General features: G+C 45.3%; 19 protein-coding genes and 1 pseudogene. 3 read left to right on the forward strand and 17 right to left on the reverse strand.

What is annotated here, in order from left to right:
• Positions 1-31 precede the first annotated feature (31 nt).
• On the reverse strand, positions 32-3172 hold the full coding sequence (locus tag LPW40_RS03775; protein ID WP_230820875.1) for a DNA polymerase III subunit alpha: 3141 nt from the start codon (positions 3170-3172) through the stop codon (positions 32-34).
• Positions 3173-3187: 15 nt separating this feature from the next.
• Positions 3188-4135 (reverse strand): DHH family phosphoesterase, encoded by a 948-nt coding sequence (locus LPW40_RS03780; protein ID WP_230820876.1) that lies wholly within the window; start codon positions 4133-4135, stop codon positions 3188-3190.
• Between the two features lie 102 nt (positions 4136-4237).
• Here LPW40_RS03780 and LPW40_RS03785 point away from each other — a divergent pair, with 102 nt between their 5' ends.
• Positions 4238-4594, forward strand: a complete 357-nt coding sequence (locus LPW40_RS03785; RefSeq protein WP_230820877.1) for a YtpI family protein — start codon at positions 4238-4240, stop codon at positions 4592-4594.
• A 191-nt stretch (positions 4595-4785) separates the two neighbouring features.
• Here LPW40_RS03785 and LPW40_RS03790 read toward each other — a convergent pair whose 3' ends face one another.
• The 4 genes from LPW40_RS03790 to cysK all read right to left on the reverse strand — a co-directional run bounded on the left by LPW40_RS03790 (position 4786) and on the right by cysK (position 8519).
• Positions 4786-6051, reverse strand: a complete 1266-nt coding sequence (locus tag LPW40_RS03790) for a DRTGG domain-containing protein (RefSeq protein WP_230820878.1) — start codon at positions 6049-6051, stop codon at positions 4786-4788.
• Between the two features lie 80 nt (positions 6052-6131).
• On the reverse strand, positions 6132-6815 hold the full coding sequence (locus tag LPW40_RS03795; protein ID WP_230820879.1) for a metal-dependent hydrolase: 684 nt from the start codon (positions 6813-6815) through the stop codon (positions 6132-6134).
• Positions 6816-6872: 57 nt separating this feature from the next.
• Positions 6873-7385 (reverse strand): GNAT family N-acetyltransferase, encoded by a 513-nt coding sequence (locus LPW40_RS03800; RefSeq protein WP_230820880.1) that lies wholly within the window; start codon positions 7383-7385, stop codon positions 6873-6875.
• 216 nt (positions 7386-7601) lie between these two features.
• Positions 7602-8519, reverse strand: coding sequence for a cysteine synthase A (gene cysK, locus LPW40_RS03805; protein WP_230820881.1), 918 nt, complete (start codon positions 8517-8519; stop codon positions 7602-7604).
• A 125-nt stretch (positions 8520-8644) separates the two neighbouring features.
• Between cysK and LPW40_RS03810 the strand changes: the two genes are divergently transcribed.
• Positions 8645-9223, forward strand: a complete 579-nt coding sequence (locus LPW40_RS03810; RefSeq protein ID WP_230820882.1) for a hypothetical protein — start codon at positions 8645-8647, stop codon at positions 9221-9223.
• Between the two features lie 36 nt (positions 9224-9259).
• Here the strand turns inward: LPW40_RS03810 and ald are convergent, their stop codons facing one another.
• Positions 9260-10372: an alanine dehydrogenase gene (gene ald, locus LPW40_RS03815; protein ID WP_230820883.1), complete on the reverse strand. Its 1113-nt coding sequence runs from the start codon at positions 10370-10372 to the stop codon at positions 9260-9262.
• 159 nt (positions 10373-10531) lie between these two features.
• On the opposite strand from ald, the gene LPW40_RS03820 reads away from it, so the two are divergent.
• The gene (locus LPW40_RS03820) at positions 10532-11053 is read left to right on the forward strand and encodes a universal stress protein (RefSeq protein WP_230820884.1); all 522 of its coding nucleotides are present in this window, start codon (positions 10532-10534) and stop codon (positions 11051-11053) included.
• Between the two features lie 49 nt (positions 11054-11102).
• Here LPW40_RS03820 and LPW40_RS03825 read toward each other — a convergent pair whose 3' ends face one another.
• The 10 genes and pseudogenes from LPW40_RS03825 to LPW40_RS03875 form a co-directional block, all read right to left on the reverse strand.
• Positions 11103-11558 carry a hypothetical protein gene (locus tag LPW40_RS03825; protein WP_230820885.1) on the reverse strand — a complete coding sequence of 152 codons (456 nt, stop codon included), beginning with the start codon at positions 11556-11558 and terminating at the stop codon, positions 11103-11105.
• A 135-nt stretch (positions 11559-11693) separates the two neighbouring features.
• Positions 11694-11810, reverse strand: a pseudogene (locus LPW40_RS03830) (hypothetical protein); the annotation flags it as partial.
• Between the two features lie 191 nt (positions 11811-12001).
• The gene (locus LPW40_RS03835) at positions 12002-12148 is read right to left on the reverse strand and encodes a hypothetical protein (RefSeq protein WP_230820886.1); all 147 of its coding nucleotides are present in this window, start codon (positions 12146-12148) and stop codon (positions 12002-12004) included.
• Between the two features lie 34 nt (positions 12149-12182).
• Positions 12183-13067, reverse strand: a complete 885-nt coding sequence (locus LPW40_RS03840; protein ID WP_230820887.1) for a hypothetical protein — start codon at positions 13065-13067, stop codon at positions 12183-12185.
• A gap of 458 nt (positions 13068-13525) precedes the next feature.
• Positions 13526-14110 carry a PBECR4 domain-containing protein gene (locus LPW40_RS03845; protein ID WP_230820888.1) on the reverse strand — a complete coding sequence of 195 codons (585 nt, stop codon included), beginning with the start codon at positions 14108-14110 and terminating at the stop codon, positions 13526-13528.
• Between the two features lie 439 nt (positions 14111-14549).
• Positions 14550-15647: an N-acetylmuramoyl-L-alanine amidase gene (locus tag LPW40_RS13665; protein WP_330166169.1), complete on the reverse strand. Its 1098-nt coding sequence runs from the start codon at positions 15645-15647 to the stop codon at positions 14550-14552.
• A gap of 1 nt (position 15648) precedes the next feature.
• Entirely contained in the window at positions 15649-15912 is a 264-nt protein-coding gene (locus LPW40_RS03860) for a hypothetical protein (RefSeq protein WP_230820889.1), read from the reverse strand.
• A gap of 55 nt (positions 15913-15967) precedes the next feature.
• The gene (locus LPW40_RS03865) at positions 15968-16273 is read right to left on the reverse strand and encodes a hypothetical protein (protein WP_230820890.1); all 306 of its coding nucleotides are present in this window, start codon (positions 16271-16273) and stop codon (positions 15968-15970) included.
• Between the two features lie 4 nt (positions 16274-16277).
• The gene (locus LPW40_RS03870; RefSeq protein ID WP_230820891.1) at positions 16278-16703 is read right to left on the reverse strand and encodes a hypothetical protein; all 426 of its coding nucleotides are present in this window, start codon (positions 16701-16703) and stop codon (positions 16278-16280) included.
• A 16-nt stretch (positions 16704-16719) separates the two neighbouring features.
• Positions 16720-16989 carry a hypothetical protein gene (locus LPW40_RS03875; protein ID WP_230820892.1) on the reverse strand — a complete coding sequence of 90 codons (270 nt, stop codon included), beginning with the start codon at positions 16987-16989 and terminating at the stop codon, positions 16720-16722.
• Between the last annotated feature and the right edge of the window lie 5 nt (positions 16990-16994).

Raw genomic sequence — 16994 nt, forward strand, 5'->3', positions numbered from 1 at the left:
TTATCAAATTATATTACTTTACACAACAAACTTACGACATAAATCTCAAATCCGACGGCGCGATGATATTCTGGAGGTTTTCGAGGCTCGCACCTGCCACCCTTCCGAGGATCCGGTTCTGTTCAAATGAAAATACCGTTATGCCGGAATCCCCCAGAAGGTGGTCGAAATCGTATTTATCTTCATTCCTCACATAAATCTTCTTGACCCGCTTCAAATAATCTTCTTTGAAGCTCTCCAGTTCCTCCACTTTTTCCACAATCATCTGCGGCTGGCCTTTCCTTTCATCAAGTTTTCCCCTGATGACAAGCGCCTTTTCCGCAAGCTTCTGGTGTTCCGTGAAATAGACGCTCGGAAAGATCACCGCATCCATATCACTGATGCCGTCCGTAATTTTGGCAAATGCCATGTTCTGGCCTTTTTTCGTCTTGATGACCTTCAGCTCTTCGAAAAACACGAGATATGTCCCGTATAATTTCTGCTGGCTGAAAAGGTTGAACGGGATCGACTGGTTTTCGCGCTGGAGCAGGTTGATCGGATGGCTGGATAAGTAGAAGCCGAGTGATGCCTTCTCCCCTTCGATCTTCTCCATCTGCGACATCTCTTCCACATATTCATATTCCTTTTTGACATTGAAGCCGAGTGCGCTCAAAAAGGATTCATTTGAAAATTCCTCTGCGTTGATATCCTTCAGATGGGCCATCGACTGGAGCATGGTTTTGCGGTTTTCCTCAAAACCGTCGAGCGCCCCCGACAGGATCAGGTTCCTCAGCACCTTCTCGGACAGGTTCGCCTCCACCCGGGTCTTCAGGTCGTATATATCCTTGAACGCCCCGTCTTCCCTTGCCTTCAGTATGGACTCCGCGATTTTATAAGTGACGCCCTCTATCATGCCGAGCCCGAGCCGGACGCCCTTCTCCGCCGTGTTGGCGTATCTTGAGCGGTTGATGTCCGGCGGATGCATGCGCACCTTCAATAGTTTCATCTCTTCAATCAATTCATTGATTTTTCCATGGTTGCCGATGTTCTGCATCAATATGACCGAATAAAAGATATCCGGATACCGCGCTTTGATGTAGGCCATGATGTATGAAATCCTGGAATACGCGACGGCATGGCTTTTCGGGAAACCGTAATCTGCAAACTTCAAAATCAAATCAAAGATGTGTTCGGCAAGCGACGCCTCATAGCCTTTATTTCTCGCGCCGTTCAGGAAGTTCTCCTTTTCCCGAAGGAGCGTCGGCCGGTCCTTCTTGCTCATCGCCCGCCTCAGTATATCCGCCTGGGCGTAGGTGTAGCCGGCGATCCGGCTTGCGATCTGCATGATCTGTTCCTGATAGACGATGACGCCGTTCGTCTCACGCAGTATTTCCTCAAGGTCTTCATGGGGGTATGTGACGATTTCCGGCTGGTGCTTGCCGCGCACGAAGTTCGGAATCTCCCGCATCGGACCGGGCCTGTACAGGGCGAGCACCGCGGCAAGGTCCATGAAGACGGTCGGCCGCACTTCCCTCAGCACATTGCGGATGCCGGCGGATTCCAGCTGGAAGACGCCGAGGCCGAGACCATGCCCGAGCATCTTATAGACCCTCGGATCCTCCTCAAGGTTGTGGATGTCGATTTCATCCCCCCTGTACCTCACCATGTTCACCATCCTTCTGATCAGGGAAAGGTTCCTGAGGCCGAGCACATCGATCTTGAGCAGCCCGGCCCCTTCCACTTCGTTCATCGGCCACTGGCTGATCGTATGGCCTTCGGTGAACATGATTGGAATGTTCTCCGTGAGCTTCGCCTCACTGACGAGCACACCCGCTGCATGTGTGGATGCATGCCTTGGCAACCCTTCGACGGAAAGGCATATATCCTTATAGAGCTTATACTTGTCATCCCCGGCCATCAGCCTTTTGAATGCGTCGCTGCTGAATGCCTTATCGAGCGTGACATTCAGCTCGGGTCCGATGATGTTTGCAATGTATTTCAGCTCCTCATCACTGAATTTCAGCACCCTGCCGACATCCCTTGCCGCCATCTTCGCACTGAGTGTGCCGTAAGTGATGATATTCGACACATTCATCTGCCCGTATTTTTCTATGAGGTAGCTGACGACCTTGTCCCTGTTCGTATCTTCAAAGTCGATATCGATATCCGGCATGGTCACGCGTTCAGGGTTTAGAAAACGTTCGAACAGCAGGTTGTATTTGAGCGGATCGACTTCGGTGATGTTCAACAGGAACGAAACGAGGCTCGCACTGGATGAGCCACGGCCCGGACCGACGTATATATCATTGTTCTTTGCATAGTTGACGGCATCACTGACGATGAGGAAGTAATCGGAATATCCCATGTTTTTTATGACATCGAACTCATACTCGAGCCTTTCGGTGTACGCATCACTGCCATCGGTCTTCTCCTTGAGCCGCCTGTCCAGCCGGCGCCGGAGGAACGCATCAGAATCATCGTTTTCCGGATGCGGGAAATGCGGCAGCGTCGTACGCACTTTCGGCACGGACACATTGCATTTTGCGGCAATCTCCTCATTCACCCGGAGGAACGGCTGCATATCCTCCCCAATGTCTTCTTTTTTCAATATGTATTCTTCCCCGGATATTTCAGTCAGCTCATGAAGCTCCAGCCGGTCGTTATCCCGGATGGCATTCAGCACCTTCAATGCTTTCCTGTCCTGCTTACGCATATAGCGCGAAGTATGGATGAAGGCACGCTTGTAATCCGTGTCTTCGATGGTGTGGGCCGCATACCTGTCATCCCAGTCCGTCGGAAGCGCATCCAGTAAAGCAATGCCTGCATCGGATTTGGCGATGCAGACACAGCCCTGGACATTTTTGAGGAAGAAATCTTTCGGGGTTTTTGTGATGCTTTTATAGGAAAGCATCGCAGAAATCCTGATGAGGGAGCGGTACCCCTCCTCATTTTTTGCAAGCAGGATGAACGGGATGCCGCCCAGGCCGTCGTCGACGAGGATCTCCATGCCGGCGAGCGGCTTGATGCCGTAAGCGGGTGCTTTGGCCAGCAGCTGGTAGATGCCGTGCATATGATTGAGGTCCGTCACGGCGACGGCCGTCTGGCCATCTTCCTTCAGAAGATTTAAAAGAGGATCAATTTTGATGTTGCTGTTCAAAAATTCGTAACTCGAATGGACGTTAAAATTGATCATTTCATCCCCTCCTGATCATTTCTTTTTCATTTTTTCTTCAAGTGCCCGGATGAGTGTGTCGATCTCATCCTTATGGTCGAGCTTTACGCCTGAGGCGAGCGGGTGGCCGCCGCCGCCGAAATCACGTGCCACTTCATTGATCACCGTCGATTTCGAACGCAGCCTGACCCTGATCTCATCCTCTTCCTCGATCGCCATGAACCACACATCGACTTCGTCGAGGTCCCTGTAAAGGTTGACGCTGAGGCTCGCTTCATTGCCACTCACCCCGAATTCCTCCAGATCCTTACGGCTGACGAAAGTGTAAAGCAGCCCGCTTGGGCGCAGGGTGAAGTTGCTGATCAGATACCCCTTGAACCTGAATGATTCAATCGACGTCTTCTGCATCTCCTGGATCAGCCCGGTCGCATCGAAATCATACCGCTTCAGCTCCGAGACGACGTAATGCGTCCTGCTTGTCGTGTTGTCGAACAGAAAACGCCCCGTGTCCCCGACGATGCCCATGTACAGCAGCTTCGCCGATTCATCGTTGATATAATCGTTCTCATAGCCCCACATGTTCGCAATCAGGTAGAGCAGTTCAGACGTCGAGGATACTTTCGTCTCCACGAGGTTGATATCACCGAACGGGTCGAAATCGGGATGATGATCGATCTTGATCACTTTCGCACCTTCCGGGATATGGCCGTCGATGCGGTCTTTATTCGCAGTATCCACCACGATGCAGAGCGCATCCTCACCCGCTTTTGCTTCATCCATCTGTCCGAGGAACGACAGGCTCGGTTCCTCCGTCCCGAGTGCACTGACGTTTTTGTTCGGGAAGAGTTTCCTGATGATCTCCTTTAAACCCAGCTGGGCGCCGTAGGCGTCGGGATCCGGCCTGATATGCCTGTATATGAAGATGTCATCGTGCTGATTGATCATGTTCAGGATTTCCTTATAATTCTCTTTCAAAGATGTCAATTCGTTTATATAATTTGTGTGCAAAATATGATCTCCCCTTAAAAAGATTTGACGCAGGTAATTACCAAATATTATACTACATGAGGAATGGAGTTGTAACTGATGGAGCTAATGTACCAAATCACCGTCTCATTACTTGTCACAATACTGCTCGTCTCCTTTTTCATGTTCCTGGTTTATAAAATCAGGCAGGTCAGGACCAACCGTGAAGTGCGGACCGTTTACTACAACAGCATTTCCAGGATCTGGTTCGGCATCCTCATGGTCTCTTTCGGATTGAATTCAATCATCCAGTTCGGCACGGCCGTCTCCTACATAATCGGCCTCCTCTTCATAGCCGTCGGCGGCTACAACATCTGGTATTTCAATAAAGCCCGCCGGAAATTCAAGGGCAACCTCCCGATCGAGGAAAAAGCATGGGAAGAATTTGAAAAGAAGAAGAAGACAAGTACCAAATGAACCGGCAGGGATGCCGGTTTTTTTATTTGCTGGAATTGCTGACGGTTGATCCGATCTGGATTGACGTTCAGGGTGCCTGTGATCGGATTAGATTTGCGTTTCCTATTTGCAGGCCGCCTGGAACCTACTGAGATCGGATCTCTCCCTTAATTCCGATCTCATCCATGATTTCCGGCGTCTCTGTCCGCTTTTTATTTGAAATACTGCACCATGAGCCCCACTTTGCTGTAGAGCACGCCGTCGCTCATCGTCCTCACTTCCATCTTGATGTACTGATCGCCGATGTCCAGGATTTCGCCGTTAAGCTGGATTGCCTGATTGATCTGGACCAGCCTCAGGTTGGTCACATTCAGCGAGTCGATGTGGTAATTCTTGATATCCCGCTCTTTCGCCACCATCATGACCATCCTCTCGACGAGGCGCATGAACCCGGCCTGTGTCAGTGTACCGAATTCATCGGTCATGAAAGGCATCACCTTGATATGCAGTTCATTTTCCCTGACTGTGATCTCACGGTCGATGATCTCCTCGGTCGACATGCCCGTCTGAAGCGTATGGGGAGCCACATCCTTGAAGACTTCCCGCCGGTGGACGACGCCCAGGAATTCGCGTGAACTGCCGACGACCGGGATGATGTTCAGCTGGTGCCATGTCATCATCTGCCTCATGCTCTGGATCGTCGTATGTGCCGGCACGTAGATGTCCTGATACAGGTATTTCCTATAATTGCTTTTGTTGATATGGGGCAGGTCCCGGGACTTCACGGTGCCGAGGAACCTGTCGCCGTCAAGCAGGAAAGTGACGGATTCACCGGGGACGAAACGTGAAAGGTCTGCCGTCACATCTGTAGCATACCCTTCCTGCTTCAGCATCAGGTCATTCGCCGTTGTCACCTCATTAATCAGCGACAGGCTGTACAGCTCACGATGGATGAGCGAGGCGATCGAAAACGTATCATGCTCGGTTGAAATGACCGGGACTTTATGCGCTTCCGCCTTCTTCAGTATTTCCGGGCTGGCACCAAAACCTCCGGTGATCAGAATCCCTGCACCGCTGTTGATCGCCCTGAGTTGTGCATCTTCCCTGTTTCCTACGATCAAAAACGCACCATCCTCCAAATATTTTCCGATCTCCTCGGTCCGCATCGCCCCGATGATGAACCGGCTGATCTCACGGTCCAGATACTGATGTCCCGTCAGCACCGCCCCCTGGATGACGCGGTTCACCTGATCAAACGTCAGATCGCCGACGATATGATCTTCTTTCTTGATGACCCTGATCGTCCCGACGCGCTCGATCGTCTTGACGAGCCCCTCCTCTTCAGCCTGCTTGATCGCACGGTAGCTTGTGCCTTCAGACACACCGAGGTGGCTCGAGACCTGGCGGACGGAAATCTTCGTCCCTTCCGGCAGCCCTTTTATGTATTCTATTATCTTCTCCGCTTTCGTCTTCGTCATAATATCACCCTGTTCCATTATACCGCTTTATCCGCAAAATAAAAAAGACCTGCCGGAGCAGGTCATCTGAATCATTTCATTTAAAAGTTGACGGATTCGCCGGGTTTCAGCACCTGGCAGTCCGTATCCACTTTGTCCTTGAATTGTTCCGCATCCACTTCAATCGGCGGGAACGTATTGTAGTGTATCGGCACAACGGCCGCAGGCTTAACCAGCTCATTGACTGCATATGCCGCATCCTCGATGCCCATCGTGAAGTGGTCGCCGATCGGCACGAACATCAAATCAATCGGACCGTTGACATCGCTGATCAGTTTCATATCACCGAACAGGCCGGTGTCCCCCGTATGATACACCGTCTTGCCGCCGATGTTGAAGATCAGGCCCGTCGGCATGCCCGTATACTGGATGGTGCCGTCCTCCTGTGTAAAGCTCGACGAATGGAACGCATGGACCATCTTCACTGTGCCGAATCCGAAATCATAGGTGCCGCCGATGTTCATGCCCACTGCGTCAACACCCTGGGCCCCCAAAAAGTCTGCAAGCTCCACAGGTGCGACGACCGTCGCATCATTTTTCTTTGCAATCTCGACCGTATCCCCCACATGGTCATTGTGCCCATGGGTCAGGATGATGTAATCCACTTCCACATTTTCTACTTCGAGGTCCGTAAGTCCATTGCCGTTTATGAATGGATCGACAATCGCTTTCTTTCCGTCATTTTCGAACATTACTACAGAATGGCCATGAAAACTGATATTCATGAATTTTTCCCCTCCAAGAGATTTGTTTATTTACCCTCTTCCCTTAACCACTTGCCGTTAATCATCATACACCGTATTGAAAATCCAGTCTTTGAACAATAAAAACCGCTCTTCCGTCAAAACATCCGGAGTGCTCATCAGCACAAGCGGCACGCCTTCATGATTGTTGTTGATCACCGGCTGGATGTAGCCGTATTCTGAAAGGTGATAACCGTTCCTTTCATAGAACGCTATCCGCCTTCTCTGCAACTCATCTTCAGGCGGCTCCACTTCCAGAATGACGGGCTTATCACTCAAGTCATGATAGGCATGGAGGAGTCTTGTCCCTGTGCCGCCACCCCTCGAATGCACACTTACCGCGAAATGTTCGACGAAGCGGTGGTCCGGTGCCTCCCATTCCGCAATAAAGCCCTTGATCTCCCCGTCTTCCCTCAACCCGTACAGGCGGTAGGCCTTCAAATCAAGCAGCTGCCTCTGCCCTTCCTTCGTCCGGATCTCACTTTCGGGAAAACTGCGCTCCATGATGGCATAAACCTCTTCAAAGTCCTCTTTCTTCAGTTCTTCAAGCATATATAAACTCTCCTTCAGACGGACCGTGTCCTTCTGTTGAATCTGTCCGGAAAATCAGACAAAATCCGGATGCAGCCTCAAATGCAGTGGGAACCCTCCGGGTTTCCGCCCTTTTTCCGGACGGCGCACCACAGATCAAGCCGACAATCCGGATATAAAAGAATAATCCGGACGGATGCACTTTATTGCGCATTCCATCCGGATCGGCATCTGCCGCTATTCGATCAGTCCCATGCTTAAATACCTTTCACCGGAGTCCGGAGCGATGCAGAGCACCCGCTTGCCTTTGCCGAGTTTTTGGCCGACCTGGATCGCTGCATGGACAGCCGCCGCCGCGGAAGGGCCGACAAACAGGCCTTCTTCTTTTGCGAGACGCCTGAACATGTTCACGGCATCATCGTCATCGATCTGGATGATTTCATCATAAACATCTTCATTCAGTATGACCGGTATGAAGCCCGGGGAGGTCCCGACCAGCTTGTGCTTGCCAGGCTTGCCGCCGGATAGTACCGGTGAGCCGCTCGGCTCCACCACTGCAACGTGGAGTCCCGGAAGTTTCTCCTTCAACGTTTCACCGGTGCCGGTGATCGTCCCGCCCGTTCCGGAAGTCGCAACGAACGCATCCAAATCGCCTTCCATCTGCTCCATTATTTCAAGGGCGGTCGTCGTCCTATGGATGTCCGGGTTCGCATAGTTTTCAAACTGCTGCGGTATGAAAGCGTTCGGGATCTCCTCTTTCAATTCCTCCGCTTTCCTGATCGCACCTGGCATCTTTTCCTCACTCGGTGTGAGCACCACTTTGGCACCGTAGGCCTTCAGCAGGTTGATGCGCTCTTCGGTCATATTGTCCGGCAGCACAAAAATTGCCTTGTAGCCTTTTGCGGCGGCATTCATCGCAAGACCAATGCCCGTGTTGCCGCTTGTCGGTTCAATCAACGTATCCCCCGGCTTGATCAGGCCATCCTCTTCGGCCTGTTTGATCATGTTGAAAGCCGCACGGTCCTTCACACTGCGTGAAGGGTTGAACATCTCGAGTTTCACGAAGATGTCCGCACAGTCATCAGGCACGACTTTATTCAGTTTTACAGCGGGCGTCCCGCCGATCAATTCCGTCATATCATTATATCTTGTCATGTTTATCACCTTTAAGTTAGAGTCATACAGAGTATATAGGAAAACATTTTGCATATCAAACAAGTAGGAATTGCTCCTCCGAAAAACAATCTTCAATTATGTTAATATAATCTCGAGGTGAAAAAATGAAAACAATATTCCACAGTCATGATTTGAATACAGATCATCAGTCCGTCGTCATGTCCCAGCACAATCTCAATGCACCGAACCCTGTGCTTCCGGATATGCTGAAGGCTTTGAAACCTGATATGGAGATTTTTGCGAGCGTCAACCATCAGGAGGAAGATGATCCGTTCATGCATAAAAACATCATCTTTGAAACAATCAAACATTTCACGTCTGCAGACGGATATATTACGGACCAGGTGTTCACGGACCGCCACCATCACCTGGATTCCATGTTCGTGAGCGAACTGTCGAAGCTGATCGGTGACAAACATTTCATCATCGGTCCGGATTTTGCGAAAATCCCCTACTTCAGACAGAGCCACATACTCGATGAACTGATCGAATATGATGTATCGGGTGTGATGTACGACCTCCGCGGCACCGACTTCAAAAACTACAGCGAGCTGCAGCCCCTGGCCAAACTGAAGATTCACGCCAAAAAGAGGATCCAGATCATTCCGGTCGTCGAATCCCCGGAAAGGCAGGAAGAGCTTTTGAAAAGCATTCCTTTTGAAATCGTCTATATACACGCATAATAAAATCGGGATGCCGTAAGCATCCCGATTTTTCGTTTACAGCAGTTCATTTATATCCTTATACTCAAGGTTCTGCGCTTCTGCGACAGCCTTGTAGGTCACATGGCCGTCGAGCGTATTGAATCCGCCGAGCAGCATCGGATTGTCCTCTGCCGCCTTCTTATACCCCTTGCTTGCGATCTGGACGCCGAGGTTCATCGTGGCGTTCGTAAGCGCAATCGTCGACGTGCGCGGCACGGCACCCGGCATGTTTGCTACCGCATAGTGGACGATATCATGTTTGATGTAAGTCGGATCATCATGTGTCGTGACTTTGTCGGTCGTCTCAAAGATGCCGCCCTGGTCGATCGCGATATCGATGACCACCGATCCCGGACTCATTGATTTCAGCATCTCCTCAGTGACCAGTTTCGGTGCTTTCGCTCCCGGAATCAGTACTGCGCCGATGACCAGGTCACTTTCTTTGACGGCATTCGAGATGTTCATTGGTGAAGACATCATCGTCTGCACCCCGGAACCGAACAAGTCATCCAGCTCCCTCAGCCTCTGAGGATTCAAGTCGAGGACGTTCACCCTCGCACCAAGGCCGATCGCCATCTTGGCGGCATTCGTACCGGCCATGCCCCCGCCGATGATCGTCACCGTCGCACGCTCCACCCCCGGAACGCCTGCGAGCAGTATGCCTTTTCCGCCTTTGGTCTTCTGTAAGAATTCGCTTCCAATTTGTGTGGCCATACGTCCCGCCACTTCACTCATAGGCGCAAGCAGCGGCAGCGAGCCGTTCGGTGCCTGAATGGTTTCATAAGCAATCGATATGACCTTTTTATCCAGCAGGGCTTTAGTCAGTTCGACTTCAGGCGCCAGATGGAGGAATGTATATAAAATCATGCCTTCTTTGAAATAATCGTATTCTTCCTTCAAAGGCTCCTTGACCTTGACGATCATCTCGGCATCCCAGGCCTCATCTGCAGAACCTGCAATTTCGGCGCCGGCATCTATGTAATCCTGATCTTCAAAATAAGAGGCAGATCCGGCACCGGTTTCAACCTTCACGGTATGGCCCGCATTGACGAATGCATGGACGCCCCCGGGTGTCAGTCCTACCCTGCTTTCATTATTTTTTATCTCTTTAGGTACCCCGATTATCAATCTAAAACATCTCCCTTCTGTATTGCATCAATTGTATCACGAGTTTTTAAATTCGTCATGATTAATACATATGGATTATTGTCAATTTTCTCAATTCTGGGTATAATATAAGTAAGGAAGACATTTTACATCATCGTTAGATGAAAGGGGTTACACAAAATGATAGAATACAAAAACTTTTTAATCGCCGTCGACGGGTCCAGGGAAGCAGAATGGGCATTCCATAAAGCACTCGGCGCAGCAAAACGTAACAACGCGAGACTGACCATCATTAATGTTATCGACACTCGTTCATTTGCATCTGTTGAAGCATACGACCGTTCCATCTCAGACCGTGCAAATGAGTTTGCCAAAAAATTATTGGATGGATACGAAGCTCTGGCACATGAACAGGGCGTCAAAGATGTAGACAAAATTATCGACTATGGTTCCCCGAAAGCGATCATTCCTAAAAAAGCAGTTGAAAAAACAGGTGCGGACATCATCGTCTGCGGTTCCTCGGGTCTTAACGCGGTGGAAAGGTTCATCGTCGGCTCGGTTTCCGAAGCGATTGTAAGGAACGCACGGGTGGATGTTCTGGTCGTCAGGACTGAAAACATCCCGACAGACTTCGAAACGACCGTTGCGACGGAAGAACTCGTTGCCGAAGGCCAGGAAATCGATGAAGAAACCAACCGTTAAAATTTCAAATGAAAAAAGCCCTCATCCGAGGGCTTTTTAAATTCCATTTTTATTCATTATGAATATACTCTTCGCCCAGCATTTTCACCATCACCATGTCCGCAAATTCTGCATAGCCCATGCTGTTGATCTCCCACGTGCCTTCGACGACATACACTTCATCTTCCGTATATCTATCGAGCGGGAGGATGAACCTCTCGTTCCGGACACTCACTTCCAATGCGTCCACGGAGCCGGTATAGGAGATGACGACGTTTTCCTTCAGTCCTGATATGTTGATGGAAGTTTCCATATCATCTTCCCCGCCTGAATTGATGTGCAGGTCGATATCCTTTCCTTCAAGGCTCTTTTTATAGTCCTCAATTTCTTCAAGGATGCGGTCAAGCAGCTTTTGGCCTGCCTCATGGTTATTCTCAGAGCTTTCAACATCCTCGGTAGTTTCAGCATCTTCATTGCCGGATTTGATCTTCTCATCAAACTTATTTATTATTTCTTCTCTATTCAAAATGATTCCTCCTTAGAAAGTCATCTGTTTTGCTCTTATGTATATTTCCCGATTTGGGCCCGGGCAAACCATTATCATAGGAAATAAAAAATCACCCCAGCCGGTGACTGGAGTGATTTGAAATGATAGCGAGTTTTACATCCCGGAGATGCGCATGACATCCCTTGCGATCATCACTTCCTCGTTCGTCGGTATGATGAGGATCTTCACCGGGGAATAAGGATAGTTGATGAATTTTTCCTTGCCTCTCACATCAGAGGCTTCTCAAGGGTTTTAGCTAATCTTAACTAATTAATCACATAATATTTAACATCAGTATAGCTCTTATATTCAAGATTGTAAAGAAGTTGGTGTTGTCTTCAAGGAGGTAAAAGTCATGCAATCATCAGGGAGAATATACATAAAAAAGACGAACAAGAAAATCTCATTCGTCTTATCAAATTTTAATAGTGTTTCGAAATCACTTTAGCAATATTGCTAACGACTTCATCAGGTAGCTTTGCTTCCTTCTTTTGCTTCTCATATTCAGGTGTACTAATGAATTTCATTTCTTTCTTCTTTTTGTTCTTAGAGTCATTTTTCTTAGCCACAATAACCCCTCCTTTTGATTCTAAGTAATTAGCATTAAATTATTACATCGTGCCTTTTTTTAAGGTCAGCAATATCTACTTCAGCACTATTATAGAGATGGGTAAAATACTCTGTAAAGGCATTGCTTGGAGCTTTTCTGATATCATGTAACAATAAGTTGAATATATCCGCAGACAATTGTTTAGTGTGGCTAGCTTCATATCTACTATAATGCATTCCTTCATGAACTATATTATTTCTATATTGAAAAGAAGTTTCTTTATATCTTTTGACCATATCGACTAACAGATCTGCATTCTTTAAATTTAGGTCATCAAATAACCTTATAAAATGATGATCCACATGCTTACTAAACTCCTTCTTTTTTTCAAGATTCTCTATCTTATGCTCTGGTTTCCATTTCATCAATCTATAGCATTCAACAATAAAGTGTTGAACATAAATCTCCATAGAGGTTTGGAAGTATATTATAGCTTGATTAAAGTCTTCTTCACGATTAGCTTTTTCACCTCTTCTGCCGTAAATAATGTGCATATGCAGTGGATGATTTTTAAATGTATTATAGTTCTGTATTGAGTTTTCTAATTCTGCAGCAGTAAACTTCTTCTGATGAATTTTAGTTAGATATTCGTTGTTCTTAATGAAAAAAGGGCCCAACAATTTCGGCTTTTCTTCTTCTTTATAAATCATATATTCTGGAATCCCTACTATCTTGTTTAAAGAGAGGTATTCAATATTATAAAGGTTATGCATAACTAGGAGCACTTGACAATAATCATTTAAAACATTTAATTGATGATCAAATTTTTCAGAAGTTATATCATCAGAGGTAGTAGATTTTTTCCTCATTTCTCTAATCATATTGTCACTTTTCTTTTTAGTAAGTGGTAGTGTCGCCTCAACAACAGTATGTCTCATCAGATTATCATCTAGAGGAAATTCTCCTTTAGCATAGTGTTTATAAACCCTATGTAAAAAAGTGAACAATACACCGTCTAACTCTATATGAGTTGCTCCTGTGAACGGTAATCGAAATGGAATCATATACCTGAATGTTATAAAGTAATTATAATCTGGAAAGTTTTTTTTAAGATATTTATAGTGCTTATTTTCATAAGAGTAAAACATCTTATCACCTTATTCTTTATAATATCTCTATTATAACATTTTTAACTGTTAAAATTACCCATAAAAAAACGGATGAACACCTCCACAGTGTCCACCCAAGTCATCATTATCTATATAATCACTAAACTAAAAAGCTTAGAAATCACCTGAATAAAATGTTCCTTTTATGCCTTGCTTTTGAATCCTAAATCAGGCACAAAAAAATTCGGAAGTAATAAAATCACCTAATACTTATTGTAAATATAGTATCATATTACATTTAATTTTAACGCCTTTTCTAAATCAAAGCTTGGTTTAGCATCTAACTTTTTGTCTTTTGATATTTCACCTCTAAATACGGCTAAAACCTCACACAAATTAGTTTTGAGCTTAACAGTCCTTGCATTGAATATTGAGGACGGAACATAAAATTCTTTAGTATATCTAAGACCCAACAGTAAAAAGTTTTTTCGCTTTAAAGATTTTTCAAATTCTGCATGAAATAAAGTTAATTGATTATCAACTACCCTCATTTGACATGTATTTAAGAACTTAATATCCTTTATAACTTGTAATTTTAATTGAGTAGTTCCATCTTTTTTGATGTCCACTTTATCTAAATCTAAGTTGTTGTGGGATAATGCATTATAGAACTCCTTAGGGCTAATCCTACCTTTATGATAATAGTTCACCCCACATAAATGCATGAAATTACTACTGCGAAAATCTACTTTTAAATATTTATATTTATTTTTATCACCAACATAAACATAAATCAAAGGTTCTCCTATTAATTGGTCATAGTATGAATGAGCCTCTTTTATTGTTTCAAGATCTTTCTTTTTTAACTTCATTACTACAACCACTCCTATATAATAAAAAAAGAGGGGTTTCCCCCTCTTCTATATAAGATCCTAGTTTTTCTGTTGCCTGCCAACTAACGAGCCCTTAAGTCTCGCATTAATTTTAGGTTTTTCTGTTGCCTACCAACTAGTGAGCCCTCAAGTCTCACATTAATTTCAGGTTATTATCAGGAGCTAGGCCTCCTTATTACTAATATTACTATAGCACTTTATTTAAATAACTGTCAACTTAATAAGAATTTGAAAAACAAAAATTGACTGAGATCTATAATGTACTTAAGTAGAGGTTTGAACCTCTACTTAAGTACATTATAGATCTCACACAAATTATGTCAAGTTATATGCTCAAAATTTCCGTTGGGAAAACCAGGAGTACAGCTTCGTATGTACTCCTTAGTTTACCACATGCTTTTCCTTTTGTCAAGGTTCTTCAATCTGCTTTACTAAAGTATCCAAAAAGTCCTTTATTAGTAACTCGTCCACCTTTACCGTTCCACTTCTTGATAGGGAGGTATCTCAAGCGACCTGAGCCAGTCCTGTATACTGCCCAGACATGGCCATCACAACGGCAAAGCTCTACAACTTTAATTCTAGCACCAGCTTTCGCCATACTAGGCGCTCTGTGGATTCTCTTGGGTACATGTTCATAAGCGTAAATCGGCTGATCACCAACAATGAAATCAACAGTGACAGGAACCCAATAAGCGCCTGTATTGCTGTTGTATCTCCAATCGCCATGATATCTGATATTCTTAACGCCACCTGTGCCCTTACCTTTAGAAGATTTCTTCTTAGTGGATTTCTTAGCAGGTTTTTTGAGAGACAGATTTTGACCAACATGAATAGTGTTACTGCTCAGGTTGTTCCAAGACTTGAGGTTGGCTACGCTAACTCCGCTAGCCTTAGAGATTGCCCACAGGCTGTCTCCACTCTTAACAGTGTATGTAGACCCTTTTGCTTTCTGAGTTGTTTTCTTCTTAGTAGTAGTTTTCTTAGTAGCTGAAGTGTTACCTTTCTTGATAGCATTCAGGTGTGCCTGAACCCTATTCTTGAAGGCATTCCAGCGACCGTGCGCTCTCATCTTATGAGGACAATCTTTCCTTGACCAGTCATAGTGCTGACGAAGGCGATTAACTCCCCAGCCATACTGATGCAGGACATAGGCAGTGTAGAGTGCAGTATTCTCTTCAGCCTGTGCATAGCGGTTAGAGTAAGCGCCACTGTAACCATTATCCATAGAGTAGCAGATCTCAATATGGATACTCCTACGGTTACCAGTACCATTAAGGCCATCCCCAGCTGCCCAACTGTTACGGTTGAATGGAATAGCCTGAACTACTTCTTTGTCATCAATAGCAACATGATATGAAGTCATATTATTATTGTTCCTCATGTAAGCTACTTCGTTTCTGGCTGGTGCTACATTCGCTGTATTGTGGATTGTAATAGTCGTAGGAGACATAGCATAAGTCGCCTTAATGTTGTACTTGCTAGGACTCACCCACATGTTAACTATCTTGTAGCTCATATTATTTCACCTCCCTTACTTCTTTTGGGAGGTCTTTAAGATGTTTCTCGAACTCTGCAATTAGTTCATCATCATCAATATCGTTCTCTTCATCGGATGCAAAGCAGGTGAATAATTCATCATCTGCCTCTTCTACTTCGTAACCGTCTTCTTCGATTTCAGGAATACCAATTCCGTATTCCAGTTCTGCTTTAGTTGCTTTTCTTTTTGCCATAATTTCTTCATCTCCATAATTTATTTGAAATAAAATTTCTATAGTAGGCATAAAAAAAGAACACCCGTTAAGGTGTTCTTGGTTTGTTTCTTATTTGTTATTAAAGTTATTTTAGTTCTGCTTCCTTCAACTTCTTATTTTGCTTCTGTGCTTTCTTTCCTGAGTACCAGTTTTTATAGATTGTATAAGCGGTGTAGCTGAAGCCTGCTACTGCATATAAAAGCACTGTAAATGAGTTAACTACTTCTTCGTTTAACCATTCCATCTGGAAGCCTACAACCCCACTAAATGCTGAAAAGGCTAGTAGCATACCTCCGAATTGATTGATTAAGCCTTTCACCTTATCTTTTTTAACTTCATTTTCTATTTGAACATCATTTGTTGTTTGAGTTTTCATGTGTTTCTCTTCCATCCTCTTAATTCTCCTTCAAGCTATTCACTAGTATCTTCTTAGCTTTCTCATCTTCGCTCTCGTCAATTAGTTGATATGTCTCATGAATCTGCCAGATGATCATAACGACTAATAACCCCAGAACTAAGTTAGGGTAGTCGAATACATATGATGCTGTAATAAAAGTTGTATATGTAATTCCTGCGATATTCGTCATAATCCTCAAAGTATAATTCTTCGTGAAAAATGATGAGAATATAATCACTCCGACTCCTAAAGAAATAAAGGCTAAATTCTGTTGTGAGCCCACTATTGCTATATAGCCTACATATAAAGACTCTGGATTATCAGCAATCATTTCAGCGAATAGATCAGGAGCGACAAGTAAAGTGAAAAATATTGAACAAGCAAACATCATTGTTGCTAACTCGTTCATTCGAGGTTTTCTCATAGTACTGCCTCCTCTCTTAAACTATTCCAAAGTGCCTTAAAATAAATGTTACGACTGTAGTAACTACAACTGTTAAACCAGTCTTCTTTATAAGTTTTCTAGTTTCTGCTTTGTTCTCTACCTCTGCTTTTGTAGGCTCAAAATCACTCTCAAACTTTTCTAATTTTTCTTCTAGGGTGTCCAATCTATCATTATGATCATCAAGCGTTTCATCAATGTAAGAGAGAATGGCTATCCAAGCATGTGTGGATAAGCTTTCTACCTTATCTATAAATTTCTTAATCACAATGC

This window comes from Salinicoccus halitifaciens (assembly GCF_021026095.1).
GTDB lineage: Bacteria > Bacillota > Bacilli > Staphylococcales > Salinicoccaceae > Lacicoccus > Lacicoccus halitifaciens.

What these genes read in the sequence shown, in the direction of transcription:
- LPW40_RS03820 (WP_230820884.1), top strand. Translation starts at nt 10,532, where the DNA reads ATGATAGAATACAAAAACTTTTTAATCGCCGTCGACGGGTCCAGGGAA.
- LPW40_RS03795 (WP_230820879.1), bottom strand. Translation starts at nt 6,815, where the DNA reads ATGAATATCAGTTTTCATGGCCATTCTGTAGTAATGTTCGAAAATGAC.
- LPW40_RS13665 (WP_330166169.1), bottom strand. Translation starts at nt 15,647, where the DNA reads ATGAGCTACAAGATAGTTAACATGTGGGTGAGTCCTAGCAAGTACAAC.
- LPW40_RS03775 (WP_230820875.1), bottom strand. Translation starts at nt 3,172, where the DNA reads ATGATCAATTTTAACGTCCATTCGAGTTACGAATTTTTGAACAGCAAC.
- LPW40_RS03785 (WP_230820877.1), top strand. Translation starts at nt 4,238, where the DNA reads ATGGAGCTAATGTACCAAATCACCGTCTCATTACTTGTCACAATACTG.
- LPW40_RS03840 (WP_230820887.1), bottom strand. Translation starts at nt 13,067, where the DNA reads ATGAGACATACTGTTGTTGAGGCGACACTACCACTTACTAAAAAGAAA.
- LPW40_RS03810 (WP_230820882.1), top strand. Translation starts at nt 8,645, where the DNA reads ATGAAAACAATATTCCACAGTCATGATTTGAATACAGATCATCAGTCC.
- LPW40_RS03870 (WP_230820891.1), bottom strand. Translation starts at nt 16,703, where the DNA reads ATGAGAAAACCTCGAATGAACGAGTTAGCAACAATGATGTTTGCTTGT.
- cysK (WP_230820881.1), bottom strand. Translation starts at nt 8,519, where the DNA reads ATGACAAGATATAATGATATGACGGAATTGATCGGCGGGACGCCCGCT.
- LPW40_RS03865 (WP_230820890.1), bottom strand. Translation starts at nt 16,273, where the DNA reads ATGGAAGAGAAACACATGAAAACTCAAACAACAAATGATGTTCAAATA.
- LPW40_RS03860 (WP_230820889.1), bottom strand. Translation starts at nt 15,912, where the DNA reads ATGCCTACTATAGAAATTTTATTTCAAATAAATTATGGAGATGAAGAA.
- LPW40_RS03800 (WP_230820880.1), bottom strand. Translation starts at nt 7,385, where the DNA reads ATGCTTGAAGAACTGAAGAAAGAGGACTTTGAAGAGGTTTATGCCATC.
- LPW40_RS03790 (WP_230820878.1), bottom strand. Translation starts at nt 6,051, where the DNA reads ATGACGAAGACGAAAGCGGAGAAGATAATAGAATACATAAAAGGGCTG.
- LPW40_RS03845 (WP_230820888.1), bottom strand. Translation starts at nt 14,110, where the DNA reads ATGAAGTTAAAAAAGAAAGATCTTGAAACAATAAAAGAGGCTCATTCA.